This window comes from Pseudomonas sp. GD04158 (assembly GCF_029834875.1).
In the GTDB taxonomy this organism is placed as follows: domain Bacteria; phylum Pseudomonadota; class Gammaproteobacteria; order Pseudomonadales; family Pseudomonadaceae; genus Aquipseudomonas; species Aquipseudomonas hydrolytica.
In genome coordinates this window covers 42,149-57,869 of sequence record NZ_JAODYT010000027.1, presented here as the reverse complement: position 1 = coordinate 57,869, position 15,721 = coordinate 42,149, and the positions used below count along the sequence as shown (strand labels likewise).

Annotated in this window: 12 protein-coding genes; 4 read left to right on the top strand and 8 right to left on the bottom strand. The window is 63.7% G+C overall.

Annotated features, from left to right (window positions below):
- A partial coding sequence (locus tag N7333_RS12585; protein ID WP_279858901.1) for a PTS sugar transporter subunit IIA occupies positions 1 to 984 on the bottom strand: 984 nt, incomplete at its 3' end.
- A 224-nt stretch (positions 985 to 1,208) separates the two neighbouring features.
- Between N7333_RS12585 and cra the strand changes: the two genes are divergently transcribed.
- Complete coding sequence (cra, locus tag N7333_RS12580) at positions 1,209 to 2,201, top strand: catabolite repressor/activator (protein WP_003242756.1); 993 nt, start codon at positions 1,209 to 1,211, stop codon at positions 2,199 to 2,201.
- A 76-nt stretch (positions 2,202 to 2,277) separates the two neighbouring features.
- Here the strand turns inward: cra and N7333_RS12575 are convergent, their stop codons facing one another.
- Positions 2,278 to 4,320, bottom strand: a complete 2,043-nt coding sequence (locus tag N7333_RS12575; protein ID WP_129482859.1) for an AsmA family protein — start codon at positions 4,318 to 4,320, stop codon at positions 2,278 to 2,280.
- Between the two features lie 153 nt (positions 4,321 to 4,473).
- On the opposite strand from N7333_RS12575, the gene N7333_RS12570 reads away from it, so the two are divergent.
- Positions 4,474 to 5,253, top strand: coding sequence for a TatD family hydrolase (locus N7333_RS12570; RefSeq protein WP_129482858.1), 780 nt, complete (start codon positions 4,474 to 4,476; stop codon positions 5,251 to 5,253).
- A gap of 21 nt (positions 5,254 to 5,274) precedes the next feature.
- Here the strand turns inward: N7333_RS12570 and N7333_RS12565 are convergent, their stop codons facing one another.
- The 4 genes from N7333_RS12565 to N7333_RS12550 all read right to left on the bottom strand — a co-directional run bounded on the left by N7333_RS12565 (position 5,275) and on the right by N7333_RS12550 (position 11,708).
- Entirely contained in the window at positions 5,275 to 7,305 is a 2,031-nt protein-coding gene (locus N7333_RS12565) for a methyl-accepting chemotaxis protein (RefSeq protein ID WP_129482857.1), read from the bottom strand.
- Positions 7,306 to 7,644: 339 nt separating this feature from the next.
- Positions 7,645 to 8,478: a regulatory signaling modulator protein AmpE gene (ampE, locus tag N7333_RS12560; RefSeq protein ID WP_129482856.1), complete on the bottom strand. Its 834-nt coding sequence runs from the start codon at positions 8,476 to 8,478 to the stop codon at positions 7,645 to 7,647.
- A gap of 2 nt (positions 8,479 to 8,480) precedes the next feature.
- Positions 8,481 to 9,032, bottom strand: coding sequence for a 1,6-anhydro-N-acetylmuramyl-L-alanine amidase AmpD (gene ampD, locus N7333_RS12555; RefSeq protein WP_003242745.1), 552 nt, complete (start codon positions 9,030 to 9,032; stop codon positions 8,481 to 8,483).
- Between the two features lie 375 nt (positions 9,033 to 9,407).
- Positions 9,408 to 11,708 carry a DUF1631 domain-containing protein gene (locus N7333_RS12550; protein WP_129482855.1) on the bottom strand — a complete coding sequence of 767 codons (2,301 nt, stop codon included), beginning with the start codon at positions 11,706 to 11,708 and terminating at the stop codon, positions 9,408 to 9,410.
- A 426-nt stretch (positions 11,709 to 12,134) separates the two neighbouring features.
- Between N7333_RS12550 and nadC the strand changes: the two genes are divergently transcribed.
- Positions 12,135 to 12,983, top strand: a complete 849-nt coding sequence (gene nadC, locus N7333_RS12545; protein WP_129482854.1) for a carboxylating nicotinate-nucleotide diphosphorylase — start codon at positions 12,135 to 12,137, stop codon at positions 12,981 to 12,983.
- A 1-nt stretch (position 12,984) separates the two neighbouring features.
- Here the strand turns inward: nadC and N7333_RS12540 are convergent, their stop codons facing one another.
- Together N7333_RS12540 and N7333_RS12535 are read right to left on the bottom strand one after the other, a co-directional pair.
- Complete coding sequence (locus tag N7333_RS12540; protein ID WP_129482853.1) at positions 12,985 to 13,317, bottom strand: prepilin-type N-terminal cleavage/methylation domain-containing protein; 333 nt, start codon at positions 13,315 to 13,317, stop codon at positions 12,985 to 12,987.
- 128 nt (positions 13,318 to 13,445) lie between these two features.
- On the bottom strand, positions 13,446 to 13,787 hold the full coding sequence (locus tag N7333_RS12535) for a prepilin-type N-terminal cleavage/methylation domain-containing protein (RefSeq protein ID WP_129482852.1): 342 nt from the start codon (positions 13,785 to 13,787) through the stop codon (positions 13,446 to 13,448).
- Between the two features lie 228 nt (positions 13,788 to 14,015).
- On the opposite strand from N7333_RS12535, the gene pilB reads away from it, so the two are divergent.
- The gene (pilB, locus tag N7333_RS12530) at positions 14,016 to 15,719 is read left to right on the top strand and encodes a type IV-A pilus assembly ATPase PilB (RefSeq protein WP_129482851.1); all 1,704 of its coding nucleotides are present in this window, start codon (positions 14,016 to 14,018) and stop codon (positions 15,717 to 15,719) included.
- Positions 15,720 to 15,721 lie beyond the last annotated feature (2 nt).

The following is a 15,721-nucleotide window of genomic DNA, read 5'->3' as shown; positions in this document are numbered from 1 at the left end:
GGCCGAGACCCCGGCGCCCGCATCGCCCTGCAGGCGCACGCGAATCTCGCCGGCAAAACCTTGCGCCAGTTCGCTGAGCACCTTGGCCGGGCGGGCATGCAGGCCATGGGCGTTGAGCAGCGGCAGCGCCAGGCTCGGCCAGTCCGGCGGCACCTCGCCGCCCAGCGCCTCGATCACCTGGCGGCTGTCGCTGGCTTCGCTGAACGCAGCGGCGCGCCCGCCGATCAATACGTCGCACAACCGCTCCAGCGCCTGTCGATGCGCCTCGCCCTGGCTGGCCAGGCAGAACAGGCCGCGCAGCGCCTCATCGCGAAAGCTCAGCGGCTGCGCCGGGGTGACGAAGGCCAGCCCCGGCCGCTCGACGCTGGCCTCGCTGTGCAGCCACCACAGGCCGTCGCCCAGCGGCAGCGGTTCGCCACGCGCCAGCCCGAGGGCGAAGCCGCTGCTGGCGCAACCGGCCTGGCGCAACAGGCGCGCGCCCTGCCAGAGCAATTCGTCGAAGTCTTCAGCCGGCTGCCCCAGGGCCACCAGTTGCCCGTCCAGCGCCAATGCCTGCGGCGCGCCCTGCAGCAGTTCGAGGATCTGCGCCGGCTCACGCGCCTCGCGCAGCGCCTGGCTCAGATCCCCCTCGCCCAGGGCGCGGGTCAGCAGTTGCAGCAGATGCAGGTGCTCATCGGACTGGGCAGCGATGGCGATGGCCAGATGGACCAGCTGGCCGTTGCCCCAGTCCACGCCGGCGGGAAACTGGATCAGGCATACGCCGGTGCGCAGCACCTGATCGCGGGTCTGCGGCGTGCCATGGGGAATGGCGATGCCCTGACCGAGAAAGGTCGACCCCTGGGCCTCGCGCGCCCGCAGGCCCTCGAGATAAGCCGCAGTAGCCAGGCCGGCACTGGCCAGCGCGTCGCCGAGCATGGCCAGGGCTTCGTCCTTGTTCGCCGCAACCCGGCCCATCTGGATCTGGCTGGCATCGAGTTCGAGCATGGGGTACCTCCGGCTTATTGTTGTAGGTGCGAAACCTGCGCGCAGCCTGCTGCGCGTCGGCCCCGGAGCGGGGAACAGGTTCCAGACTAGTCGATGAAGCGTTTTGCTGAAACGATTCATCAAGCACTGGCACCTTAGCCGATAATGGGTGATCCTTGAAGCCCGGTCGTCGTCACGACAGGTTAGACTCCCCGCCCAAAACCTTTCTTCAACAGGGTGCGCCTGTGAAACTCAGCGACATCGCCCGCCTGGCTCAGGTCTCGGTGACCACCGCCAGCTACGTGATCAACGGCCAGGCCGAACGCCGGCGTATCAGCCCGGCAACCGTTGCGCGGGTGCTGGCCGTGGTGCAGGAACATGGCTACAGGCCGGATCAGCAGGCCGCCAGCCTGCGCCGCGGACAGAGCCGCTGCCTGGGCTTCATCCTCCCCGACCTGGAGAACCCCAGCTATGCGCGCCTGGCCAAGCTGCTGGAGCAGAAGGCGCGGGCCGCGGGCTACCAGTTGCTGATCGCCAGCTCCGACGATGACCCCGACAGCGAGCGGCAGCTGCTGGAGCTGTTCCGCTCACGCCGCTGCGAAGCGCTGATCGTCGCCAGCTGCCTGCCGGCGGATGATCCGCTGTACCCCGAGCTGGTCGCCTCCGGCCTGCCGGTGGTGGCGGTGGACCGCGCGCTGTCGCCTCAGCACATCCGCTCGGTGGTCAGCGATGACGAACAGGCCGGCCGCCGCCTCACCGAAAGCCTGCTGCAACCGGCGCCGCGGCATATCGCCCTGCTCGGCGCACGCCCGCAGCTGGTGATCAGCCAGGCGCGCGAACGCGGTTTCCGCGCGGCGCTGGCCGGCTTCGACGGCCGCGTCAGCGTCTATCACGGCGAGCTGTTCAGCCGCGCCAGCGGCCACCGCCAGATGCGCGCACTGCTGGCCGAGGCCGGCCCGCCCGACGCGCTGCTGACCACTGCCTACGTGCTGCTCGAAGGGGTATTCGATGCCCTGCGCGAACAGGGCGGCGCGAGCTGGCCGGCGGTGCGCCTGGCCACCTTCGGCGATACCCAGTTGCTGGATTTTCTGCCGGTGCGGGTCAATGCCATGAGCCAGCAGCACGAACGCATCGCCGAACGGGTGCTGGCCTGGACGCTGCAGGCGGTCGAGCAGGACGACTATCAGCCCGGCATCGAGGCCATCGAGCGCAGCTTCAAGGCCCGCACCCAGAGGTAGGGTGCGCCATGCGCAGCAAATGCTGGGGAAGATCGGTGCGCGCAGCGCACCCTAAATCCAGCTCCGATGCCTCCTGCTAACCACCTCGGATCTTCTGCAACAGCGGCTCGCACTGGCTCGGCTCGTCACCCGCGCTGGGCGCCACCAGCGCCAGCAGACCGGCCGCCGGCGCCACCGCCACGCCCAATGCCACAAGCCCGGCACCACGCAGGGCCAGCGGCGTCGCCTGCACCCCCGGCGCCGGCTGCTTGAAGGTCCCGCGCACGTACAGCGGCGAACGCAGGGAGAAGATGCGAAAGCCCTTGGTCGCCGGGGTGATGGTGAAATCCAGGCGCTCGCTGGCGAAGTTGGCGCTGCCATCGACCTTGATCACCGCGTTCTCGGTGTCGATGACGAACAGGCGCGTGCTCATCAGGCCCTGCTTGATGCCGAGGTCGGCGGCCGCGCAGTTGATCTTCACCTCCTCGTCACCGAACAGCCGGCCCACCAGGTAATTGCCGACGTTCAGCCCGGCGATCTCCATCAGCCCGCGGCTGACCGCCCCGTCGTTGATCAGCATCTTCAGCTCGCCGTTGGCACCGCCCAGCAGGGCCGCCACCGAATTGCCGCTGCCGCTGAGACTGGCGTCGCCATTGAGCGCGCCGAGGCTGGTCTGCATCGGCGCGAAGGTGGGGAACAGCTGCTTGAGCCTGAGCTCGCGCGCGCTCAGGCGCAGCTGCCCCTGCATGGGCGTGAGCGCACCGTTGAGGCGAATCTGCGCGTCGAGCGTGCCGCCGGCCATGCCGAAGCGCAGCGGCTCCAGGCTGAGCATGCCGTCGTTGAGCAGCACATGGGTGTCGAGGTTCCTGATGGGTAGCTGCTCACTGTGCACGATGCGCTTGCCGACGAAACGCACGTCGGCGTCCATGGTGCGCCAGCGCTCGGTACGAAACTCCGCGACGGGCAGCACCTTGTTCGCCGGCTGGCGATCCTGCTCGCCGCGCTTGCGCTTGTCGGCGGCAGAGTCGGCACCGATCAGCGGCGCCAGGTCGCTGAACAGCAGTTGATTGGAGGTGAGTTGGCCGGACAACTTGGGCCGCGGCTGGCGGGCGACGAAGGTCAGGTCGCCATGAATGTCGCTGGCGCCGATGCGCCCGTTGAAATCGAGGTAGCGGAAGATCGCACCATCGGCGTCGCGCAGGTCCGCCTGCAGCCTGCCGTCGGTGCTGTAGGCGGGCGTGTCGGGCAGGGTCACGCCGGTCAGCGGGTAGAGCTGGCTCAGGCTGTTGCCGGACAGCTGCAGGCGCAGGTCCAGCGCGCCGAGGTTCTGCGGGTCGGTCAGGCTGCCGGCGACGCGGATACGGGTAGCGCCGATGCGCAGATCGGCCTGCAGCGGGAAAGGCAGCGAGGCATCGTGCAAGGCCAGCAGGCCACCAACCTTGCCGTCGCCGATTATCGGCTGGCCGCGGAAATCGCCCTTGGTCCGCCAGGCGAACGCATAGTCCTGCGCCGCCGCCCGATCGGCAGCCCCCTTGCCGACGATATCGGCAAAGGGAATCGGCTCGCCGAGCGGCTCCACCACGGCTTCGAGGCGCGTCTTGCTGCTCCGGTCATCGAGCTGAACATGCCCCCTGGCGAAGGCGATGGTGCCGATGTCCAGGGTCCAGGCCGCGGGCTCGTCGCGTGGCTCGGCCTCGGCGTCCTTGCCGAGGTCGAAGCTCCAGTTGGCGCGGCCATCGCCCAGGCGCTGCAGATCGACGAGGGCGGTGCCCAGCTCGATGCTCGGAATGCTCACCGTCTTCCACAGCAGCGGCAGCGGCGCCAGGCGAAAACGCGCGCTGTCGAGGCTGACGAAGGTGTCGCCCTGCGCCCATTCAGGGTTGCCCAGGCGCACCTGCTCGGCAGAAAAATGCGGCCATGGCAGCCAGCCGCTCAAGCCCCGTTCCCCGGCCTCGGGCCTCCAGACCACACGCAGGTCGCCCTCGATGGCGAAAGGCCGCTGCAGCGCCGTCGACACCTGCTCGTTGATCAGCGGCCGAGCACGGTTCCAGTCGAACAGCGCGAGAAACAACATCAGCACCGCCACCAGCAACAACACCACGGCGACCAGCCAGGCCAAAGCTCTGCGTATGCGCTGCAACCTTCTTCCTCCATCGAAACCAAGCCGCCTGCTTGTATCCGTTCGACTGGAAAAATGCGGCGGCGCTCCCTGCAGCTGGCAGGAAGTGGAACAATACGGCAATCCGCGCCCGGATGCCTGCTGGCCACGAGCGACATCAACCGGAGGCAAGCGATGCACCTGATCGACACCCACACCCACCTGGATTTCCCCGACTTCGACGCCGATCGCGACGAAGTGCTCGCGCGCAGCCGCGCGCTGGGCGTGCAGCGCATGGTGGTGCTTGGCGTATACCAGGCCAACTGGCAACGCCTGTGGCAACTGGTGGAGGCGAACGACGGCCTGTATGCCGCCTTCGGTTTGCACCCGGTCTATCTGGATGATCACCGGCCGCAGCATCTCGATGAACTGCGCACCTGGCTGGGCAGGCTGGCCGGACACCGCAAGCTCTGCGCCGTCGGCGAGTTCGGTCTGGATTACTACCTGGAGGATCTGGATCGGCAGCGCCAGCAGACGCTGTTCGAGGCGCAGCTTGAGCTGGCGAACGAGTTCGAGCTACCGGTGCTGCTGCACGTGCGCCGCGCCCATGCCGCGACCATCGCCACCCTCAAGCGCTGGCGGCTGAAGCGCGGCGGCATCATCCATGCCTTCGCCGGTAGCGCCGAAGAGGCACGCGAGTACATCAAGCTGGGCTTTTGCCTCGGTCTCGGCGGCGCCGCCACCTGGCCGCAGGCCAATCGGCTGCGCAAGGTGATGGCGCAGCTGCCGCTGGAGGCCCTGGTGCTGGAAACCGACTCGCCGGACATGGCCCCGGCCATGCACCCCAATCAGCGCAACAGCCCAGAATACCTGGCGGACATCTGCACCGAGCTGGCGGCGCTGTGCGGCGTCACGGCCGAGGAGCTGGCGGCGGCCAGCAGCCGTAACGCGGATGAGCTGTTCGGCTGGGCATAGTGATGGTGCGCACAGCGCACCCTACACCCGGAACGCGCCGATCAGCTGCTTGAGCCGCGCCACCAGCTCGCTGAGCTCGCGGCTGGCCTGCTCGGTCTGGCTGGCGCCGGCAGCCGTGCGCTCACCGGCATGGTTGATCTCGACGATGTTCTGATCGATATCGTGCGCCACCGCCGTCTGCTGCTCGGCCGCCGCAGCGATCTGCTGATTCTGGTCGACGATCATGCCGACCGCGCCGAGGATGTTCTCCAGCGCCTGCTGCACCTTGCCGGATTCACTGACCGTGCCGTCGGCCATCTGGTGGCTGGCGTTCATCGCCTTCACCGCGGCACCGACGCCACCCTGCAGCTTGGCGATCATCGCCTCGATTTCCTCGGTGGACTGCTGGGTGCGCTTGGCCAGGTTGCGCACCTCATCGGCCACCACGGCGAAGCCGCGGCCCTGCTCGCCGGCCCGTGCCGCCTCGATGGCCGCGTTGAGCGCCAGCAGGTTGGTCTGCTCGGCGATGCCCTTGATCACGTCCAGCACCTGACTGATGGCGGCACTGTCGCTGGCCAGCTGGTTGATCACCGCCACCGACTGGTCGATCTCACTGGCCAGGCGCTGAATCGCACCGACCTGCGCCTCGACCAGCGCGCGACCGCTGACGGTCTCCTGATTGACGCTCTGCGCACTGCCCACCGCCGCGGCAGCACTGCGCGCCACCTCCTGGGCAGTGGCGGACATCTGGTTCATCGCCGTGGCCACCTGTTCAATCTGCGCGCGCTGGCCAGCCACCGCCTGGTTGCTCTCACCGGACACCAGTTCGACGCGATCGGCCTGGCCGCCGACCTCGCCCACGGTATGCCCGACGCGCTCGATCAGATCGTGAATGCGCGCCACGGTCTGGTTGAACACCTGGCCCAGCTCGCCCAGCTCGTCGCGGCTCTGCGCGCGGAAGCTGACCGTCATGTCGCCTGCTGCCACCTTGTCCATCACCTGGCCAAGGGTCTTCAGGGTGGTGCGCGTGGACACGTAGAAACCGCTGTAGAGGTAGACGATCAGCAGGAACACCACCACCAGGGCGACCACCAGCAGCACCATCTGTGCGCGGTTATCGACCAGGCGCTCGCTCAGCTGGCTATCGAGGAAGGCCAGCAGGCCGTCGTTGAAGGCGTAGGTCTTGGCCATCTGCTGGCTGACCTGGTCGTAGAACTGGGTCCAGGGCGTGTCCAGGCTATCGGCGATGATCACCTGATCCTCGAACAGCACGGCACTGTCCTTGAGAGTCTGCCGGCTGGCCTCGGCCAGACCGCCGAGGCCGTTCTGCGCGGCGACGTTGCCGGCCAGCGCATCCTGCAGGTTCAGGCCGTACTCGGCATGCAGCTTTTCCAGTTGCAGCAGCAGATCGTCGAACTTGGTACTGGCCGCGGAGTTGAGAAAACCCTGGCCCAGGGAATAGGCACCGACCGCGCGGCCCTGACTGAGCACGTCGGTGACTTGCGGCGTGACATTGGTGATCAACTCGGTGATCTGCCGCACCTGGCGTTGCGGGTCCTGGCTGAGGCCGGCCTGGCTGGCCACCAGCTTGATGAACACCTGGGAGGAGCCGAGCAGCTTCTCGACTATCACCGTCTTGCTTTGCAGGGATGTCTCGGCCACCGCGCTTTTCAGCTCGGCCAGCAGCTCATCGCGCTTGGCGACGAACTCGGCCGCTTGCTCGGCGTCGCGCGCCACGGGTTGCAAGGCTTGCAGACTGTCGGCCAGCGACTGCTGCAGCTGACCGATGCGACCCTCGAGATCGCCAGCCTGGCCGGACTGGCCGATCATCGCGTTGATCTGCACCAGGTCGTTGAGGCTCTGCAGATCCCGACGCAGCCGCAGGCTGCCGCCGAGCAGCTCGAGGCTCTCCAGGGCCGTCTGCGTACCGACGAACTGGCGATAGGAGTCGCGCACCAGATAGAAATTGGTGACCAGCATGGGCAGGAAGAACAGAACGCTGATCAGGCTGAACTTCATGCCGAAGCTGAGGCGGTTCATCAGCGCGATGGCCGGATACAACACGGTCTTCACTAGACGTCTCCAGTTGCCATTATTGTTATTAGATCACTCGAACGGCCGCGCAGCCTCTCATGGGCTGTCGACGGTGTCCTGTGCAGCCCGACCTGTGAATGCGAGTGAACGCAACGACCACCGGCAGATAAATGTGACGCAACGCACCAAACAGGATCGGCTACGGCACCTTATATACCCGTTATCGACACCGCTCTGTGTAACTTAAGGTTAAGAGCATGCCGCGCTCCTTGTCCCCTTACCCTGGTTCGCAAGCGGATTTGCAAGGCAGTCGGGCGGCGCAACCCGTGCGTTAGTGGACCAGCGCTTCTGCCGGAGCGCTGTATCTGGAAGGCCGTCTTAGACCAGTAGCACCCACAGCGCGTAGCCGGCGTACCAGACCACCGCCGCGCGAATCAGCAGCTGCCACAACTGATCCAGGGTATCGACGCCCGCCTCGCCCATCACCGGCTCGGGCATCTCCCCGGCGGCGCGCCCTGCCCTGATCACCACCTGCGCGGCCGAGATGTCCCAGCTCAGCAGTTCATGCAGCAAGGCGCGGCTGACCGCCACGAAGTTGCCGACCAGGGCAAAGCTGGCGGCCAGTACCCGCGCCGGCAGCCAGTCGAAGGCATGGCGCAGCTGCACGGCACGCTCGCGTAGCGCCGGCTGCTCGGCATGCTCGGCGCTCATGGCCAGCAGACGGTAGGCCAAGGCCGCCATCGGCCCCAGCAGCAGATACCAGAAGATCACCGCGAAGAAACTCTGATAGGCCTGCCACAGCAGATGCCCCTGAACCTGCTGCAGCAGCAGCGTGCCGTCCTCGGGTTGCAGGGCGAGGTCGCGTTCAGCCACATGATAGGCGGCCTGCCCGTCGCCACGCCGCCAGGCATCGCGAAACGGCCCCAGTGCAGCCAGCAGGTCGCCGCGGCCCAGGCTGTAGATCAGCACCAGCAGATGCACCGGCAAGGCCAGCCAGCCATATGCCAGCGGCTCGAGAATCAGCAGCACCAGCCCCAAAGCCAGCACGGGCAACAGCACCAGCACCGCCAGACACAACCAGGGCGCCTGTTGCAGGCTGCCCTGCTGCAGGCGCTGCAACTGCGCGAGCCAGGGACCATCCTGCTGGATGCGCAGGCGCCAGGCGGAAAATTTCTCGACCCACAGCACCAGCACAATCACCAGAAAACTCATCGCTACCGCTCCTTCAATGCGTTGTGCAGGCGCGTCCAGTCGAACGCCGGGCCAGGGTCCGTCTTGCGCCCCGGCGCTATGTCGCTATGGCCACGAATGCGTTGCGTCGACAGCGCCGGGTAAGCGTCCAGCAACTGCCGCGTCAGCGCGGTCAGCCTGGCGTATTGCGCGTCGGTATAAGGCTGATCATCGGTGCCCTCCAACTCCACGCCGAGGGAGAAATCGTTGCAGTTGTCGCGCCCCTCGAACCAGGACACGCCGGCATGCCAGGCGCGGTCCAGACAGGAAACGAATTGGGTCAGCGCGCCGTCGCGCTCGATGAAGAAGTGCGCGGAAACCTGCAGCGTGGCGATCTCGGCGAAGAAGGGATGTTCGTCCAGCGGCAGACGGTTCTGAAAGAATGCCTGCACCCTGCCGGTACCGAACTGCCCGGGCGGAAGACTGATGTTGTGCACCACCAACAGGGATATCTCGCCGTCAGGACGAGCATTGAAATTCGGCGACGGGCAATGGCGAATGCCCTGGAACCAGCCGGTGGAAGGGTCAAGCTGCATGCGGCGCTCCTGATCGAGTCACCACTCTAGAGCAGCCAATCGCAGCGGCCAAGAGCGAGACAGCAACAGGATGTGCGCAGGCGGGGAGGCAATGCTATTCACTCAGAGACCAGGGGATTGGCTCTCCTCTCCCATTTATTGGGGGCACGCCGAGTGGAGAGCGGCCGAGAGAACGGCGAAACGACCTGCCTCCCCTCTCCTCGCAGGAGTGAGAGGCTGACCGTGTCAGAACATTTCTTAGGGGAACGGCATTACACCGAGAGGGAAGCAGTTCAAGGCAAGACGTATACAGGTCGAGACCTGACGGGCCAGACAACGGCCCGCAGGCAACGCGTACGCCAAGCATCTCGCAGGAAGCACTCCTGCGAGAACCCGTCAGCTGTGCTTGAGCTTGCGCAGATTGCCGATGACCGATTCCAGAGCGCGGTCGAACAGCAGAGCATCGTCGAGCAGGCGTACGGCGTTACGGCGGAACTCCACGGCCAGCGCATTGCGCGTCTTTTCCAGCACCTTCATGCCGGTGCGGTTGACGAACACATACTTGCCGGTGGGCTTGATGATGGCCGCCAGCTTGCAGCGCAGCTTGTGCTCCTCATCTTCCTGGATTTCCACCCAGCTACCCACACGCAGACTATCCACCTGCAGCAACGCCTCGTCGTCGTCCGGCAGCACCACGTCAGGCTCCTGCGGACGGGTCTGGCCCGGTGCGAGCAGAACGATCTCCTCGACCACCTCGACCATAGCCGGGGTATCCTCGACCTCTTCGGCCGTCGGCAGCTCCAGCAGCGGCAGTTCGATGCCGGCTTCGCTCGGATCGGTATGCACCGCATCTTCGGCAGCGGCCGTCTCGGTTTCCGGGGTGGCGCGCTTGAAGCGCTGGAAGGCCTGCACGTGCAACGCCTCCAGCTGGCTGAAGAATTCGCTGGTGGAGAACGGATCGAAGGCCGCGCTGGCCATGCCCTCGCGCAGGGACTTGAGCAGGCCGGGCACCAGCTCCAGCAAACGCAGACGGGCTTCCGGATCTTCGTGCGGCGAAACGCTCCAGACCAGATCGTCCATGGTCTGCAAAGCAGCCTGCCACTCGTCCGAATCCACGCCATGCTTGAGGCAGGTCAGCATCAGCACCTTGCTCCAGGCCTCCTGCAGCAGACGCACCACCACTTCCGGCAGAGTCTTGCCCAGCAGACGCTCGTTAAGCGCCTGCTCGACCTGGCGGCGAGCCAGCTCGGCCTTGGCGCTGCCCTCTTCGGCGTCGCGGGTGCGCTGTTCCAGCAGTTCGCTACGACGACGCTCATCGCCAGTGAAGGCCATGAACTCGGCAAGCAGCTCGGAGAAGATCGCCGGGTCATCGACGAAGTCGTTGAGCAGACGCTGCACCACCTGCTCGATCTTCTGATACAGGCTGTCGCGCTGGGCGTCGTCCTGATCGACCCAGCCCAATGCCGCAGAAGCGATTTCGTTGAGCAGGCGACGAGCCGGATGGCTGCCACGGCTGAAGAAGGTCTTGTCCAGCACCGCCACCTTGAGCATCGGAATTTGCAGGCGGCCGATCAGCGCCTTGAGCGAATCGGGCAGCGTGCGGTCGTCGAGAATGAATTCGAACAGCATCGACACCAGGTTGATCACGTCCTCGTCGACCTCACCCACCACGCGCGCCTTGCCAGTCTTGGCACTGGCACGGGCGAGCAGCTGCTCGAGCTGGTCGCGCAGGTCGAAATCCTCGAGGCTGACCTGCATCGGGGTACGCTGCTGCATATGCGACAACAGGCGCATCAGGTCGTTGCTGGTGATCGGCAGTGCATCGGCGACCTGGGCGCGGCGCGGCATGGCACTGCCGCGCACCTGGGAAAGCAGATCCTGCAGGGCACCGAAGACTTCCTGCACGCTCTCGTCAGCCCCTTCCAGCAGGGGCATGCGCTCGTCACCGGCAGAGTGGGCATGACTGGTGGCAGCCGGACGTTGCTGGCGGCGCGGCGGCGCAGACTTGAGTTCGGGCAGAACACCGGCGCTGACCAGCGCCTGGTTGGCCTCGGCGTAAAGCTGGTCGCAGCCGCCCAGCACGTACTTTTCGAACAGTTTGAGAATGATCAGTTTGACCTTGATCTCCACGCCCAGGCCGCTGCAGGCGTCGAGGAAATATTCGCTGAGCAGGGTCGGACCGAGCGGGTTGCTCTTGTCGTCGAGCTTCTTGCTGATCACCGCATTGAGACGGGTGGTGAGATGGCCCAGCGCCATGGCGTCGCGGCTCATCACCTTGGCCACCATGGCGTCCAGCGCCACGGTTTCCTCGAGTTCGTCGTTCTGCACCAGGCTCAGGCTGTCGAACGACACCGCATCCAGCGCAGGCTGCGGCTTGCCGATTTCGTACTGATTGAGGGTGGAGAAGGCTTCGAACACCTTCTGCAGGAAACCGCGCTCAATGTTCTTGCGCTTCAGACGCAGGTCGCGCATCGCCTCGAAGAAGGCATTCTGCTCGGCATTGGTGGTCGCCCGATCCGCCATTTCGAAAAGCGTATCGTCGGCATTGTCGAACAGGCTCTGCAGGCTCTGCTTGAGCTGTTGCGCGGCTTTGTCACGCACCTGAATCAGCGCCACGGGCAGTCTTCCTACCGGCGAAGTTGGCGATTGCTCTGTGGCCGCCTTGTTCAGGTGAACCACGTTCGCGTCGGTCTTCATTCTAGTCTCCCGCAGACTGCTCGAACCCGAGCCTCCTGGTCTGCACAGCGTCAACCGAGCGTCGTCCGTAACGTCAAAGGCCTGGCGTCAATAATGAAAAAAGTAAAGGCATTATAGGGAGGCTGCGCGCCATACCAAGCCAATTTTTCACGCATACATGATGCAGATCACAGATAGCACCCAGCCACCTCCAGACGGTCGTTCGCGCAGGACCGGCGTGGCGCATCTACAGCGTATAGCGCTCGGGCAATAGGCGCTGCACCGGCGGTCGGCCCGAACCATGCCCGCTCACAGCGTAGGAGCCGTGCGCCGCGGCAAAAGTGCCGGGTTTCTCGCGAATGAATCCGATAAGGCGCAGCCCCTGCCGGCCATTGCCCTGCATCCGCCTGCCTCTATAATCGCGGCTCGCCTACACCGGAGCCGATCATGCCCAACCTGACCCTCGCCGACCTCAGCAGCGAAATCGAAGCCAACGTCCGTCGCGCCCTGGCCGAAGACATTGGTAGCGGCGACATTACCGCCCAGCTGATTCCGGCCGAGCGCCTCGCCAGCGCCCGGGTGATCACGCGCGAGGCGGCTGTAGTGTGCGGCACAGCCTGGGTGGACGCGGTGTTCCGCCAGCTCGACCCACGCGTGGCGGTGCATTGGCAGGTCCAGGACGGCGACAAGGTCAGCGCCGACCAGACCCTGTTCCGCCTCGAAGGCCCGGCGCGCGCCCTGCTCAGCGGCGAGCGCAGCGCCTTGAATTTTCTGCAAACGCTCTCGGCAGTAGCGACCCGCTGCCGCCATTATGCCGACCTGGTCGAGGGCACCCAGGTAAAACTGCTGGATACCCGCAAGACCCTTCCGGGCCTGCGGCTGGCGCAGAAATATGCCGTCACCTGTGGCGGCTGCCATAACCACCGCATCGGGCTGTACGACGCCTTCCTTATCAAGGAAAACCACATCGCTGCCTGCGGCGGCATCGCCCAGGCAATCAACACCGCCCACCAGATCGCCCCCGGCAAGCCGGTGGAAGTGGAGGTGGAAAGCCTAGAAGAACTGCGCGAAGCGCTGGAAGCGGGGGCAGATATCGTCATGCTCGACGAACTGTCACTGGAAGATATGCGCGAAGCGGTCAGACTCACCGCCGGCCGCGCAAAGCTGGAAGCCTCGGGCGGGATCAACGACAGCACATTGCGCGTGATCGCAGAAACGGGCGTGGACTACATCTCGCTAGGCACGCTGACCAAGGATGTGAAGGCGGTGGATTTGTCGATGCGGCTTACACTCTGAATCAATTGAGCATTATTGACTGAAGAGCCACGCCAGGTTGTCTAGGCGTCCCAACCAGCGGCACTCCCAATGCAGCTCCAGCACCACCGCCACTAAAAGTACTGCAAGCACCATTAATTGGCTGAGCTGGCAAATCCGAAAGCACGCCCCCTTCATGCAGCCAAACTGTTAGCACAGAGGCATAAGCTCTAGTTTCACTCAAACATGCCCGCTCAGCACTTCGAATGGTATAGGCCTGATAAGTAGGTAATGCGATTGCCGCCAATATGCCGATAATAGCGACTACTATCATTAGCTCTATCAATGTGAATGCTTTTTGAAATTGGCCGCGCATTTAAACCCCACAACTAAACAACAACGTGATGTCAAAGCCGTCCATTACCAGAAGCGCCCCGAGAGCGGGGCGCTTCTGCATCACCTAGACGCAGCTTACGCGAACGCCTGTGACTTGAGCATTAAGAATTATTGCAGCGGGACAGATTGGGTCGCGACGCCGGGTGCGCGGGGAGTACCCACTACCGGAGTACCAAATGCAGCGGCGTTACCGCCGCCGGTAAAGCCAGTGCAAGCACCGTTAGCCGGAGCAGCCGGAGCTACGTTATTCGGAGCGGCTTGGTTGGTCCCCCCCTCATGCAGCCACACCATCAGAACATTCGCATATGCTTTGGTCTCAGCCAAGCAAGCACGCTCTGCGCTGCGTACGGTGTAATTCTGGTATTGAGGAATCGCAATAGCAGCCAGGATGCCGATGATCGCGACAACGATCATCAGTTCGATCAGGGTGAAACCCTTTTGAGCTTTCATGAAAAATCTCCTAAGTTGGTATCAGGCTCTATGACCTACCACATGCGCATGCACGCACCATGCCAACAACCACAACACGATAGATAGAGCTCTTGGAAAGCGGAGACTCCACCCGACCTCCATCTAAAGGCATTAGTTGACCTTTTTTGTCACCATGCCAATCTAAATTTGGAAGTTGCTGACTGCTAGGCTATAAGGCTCGGATTCGCATCACGCAGGCCCCTTCCGATGAACGAAGCGATTTCCCTTTCTGGACTAGCAAAGCAGCTGGTTACCGCTCAATTGCTAGATGAGAAAAGCGCCCTACAGGCCCAAGCACAGGCCAAGCGCAATCAGGTGCCACTGGTAACCTACCTAGTACAAAGCAAGCTAGCTAAAGGCCGCGACCTGGCAGAGCTAGCATCTGAGCAGTTTGGCGTGGCGTTTGTTGATCTCACCGCCGTCGACAAAGAAGGTCAACCTAAAGAGTTAATAAGTGAGAAATTGATTCGCCAGCACCGTGCGATACCACTATGGCGGCGCGGCAACAAGCTCTTTATCGGCGTTTCCGATCCTACCAACCATCAGGCAGTTACCGATATTCAGTTCAGCACTGGCCTGAATACTGAAGCCGTGCTGGTTGAGGATGACAAGCTGGGCGATGCCATCGAAAGGTTCTTCGAAAGCGCCAACAGCGGCATGGAGGACTTGGGCGATGTAGATCTGGACGGCCTGGATGTGGAGGCGGTCGACGACGACAAGAACGACACATCCACTGGAGGCGATGCTGATGATGCCCCGGTGGTGCGCTTCGTCAACAAGATGCTGCTTGACGCCATCCGCATGGGCTCCTCCGATCTGCACTTCGAGCCATACGAAAAGGCCTACCGGGTGCGCTTCCGTACCGACGGCATTCTGCATGAGGTTGCTCGCCCTCCCATCCAGCTATCGCCACGGATTGCCGCACGCCTCAAGGTAATGGCCGCTCTGGATATCTCCGAACGGCGAAAGCCTCAAGACGGCCGAATCAAGATGAAGATATCCAAAAGCAAGGCCATCGACTTTCGTGTCAACACCCTGCCCACCCTGTGGGGCGAAAAGATCGTGATGCGGATTCTCGATCCCACCAGTGCGCAGATGGGTATCGACGCACTGGGATATGAGGAAAGCCAGAAAGAGCTGTATATGAATGCGCTCAAGCAGCCACAGGGCATGATCCTGGTAACCGGCCCCACAGGGTCGGGCAAAACGGTTTCGCTCTATACCGGCCTGAATATCCTCAATACCCCAGACGTGAATATCTCCACCGCCGAAGACCCGGTGGAGATCAACTTGGAAGGCATCAATCAGGTCAACGTCAACCCAAAGCAGGGCATGGATTTCACGGCAGCGCTACGCGCCTTCCTACGCCAGGACCCGGACATCATCATGGTGGGAGAGATCCGCGACCTGGACACTGCTTCCATCGCAGTGAAAGCGGCGCAGACCGGCCATATGGTGATGTCCACCCTGCATACCAACAGCGCCGCGGAAACCCTGACCCGCCTGCGCAATATGGGCGTGCCCTCGTTCAATATCGCCACCTCGGTCAACCTGATCATCGCTCAGCGCCTGGCGCGCAAGCTGTGTAATAGCTGCAAGAAAGAAGTGGATGTGCCCCGTGAAACCCTTCTGGCAGAGGGCTTCCCCGAAGGAAAGATCGGCACCTTCAAGCTCTACGGGCCGGCCGGCTGCGAAAACTGCAAGAATGGCTACAAGGGTCGTGTCGGTATTTATGAAGTGGTTAAAAACACGCCCAACCTGCAACGGATTATCATGGAGGAAGGCAACTCCATCGATATTGCAGCGCAAATGCGCAAAGATGGCTTTAATGATTTGCGTGCCTCCGGCCTGCTCAAAGCCATGCAAGGCGTGACCAGCCTGGAGGAAATCAACCGCGTGACCAAGGATTAGCC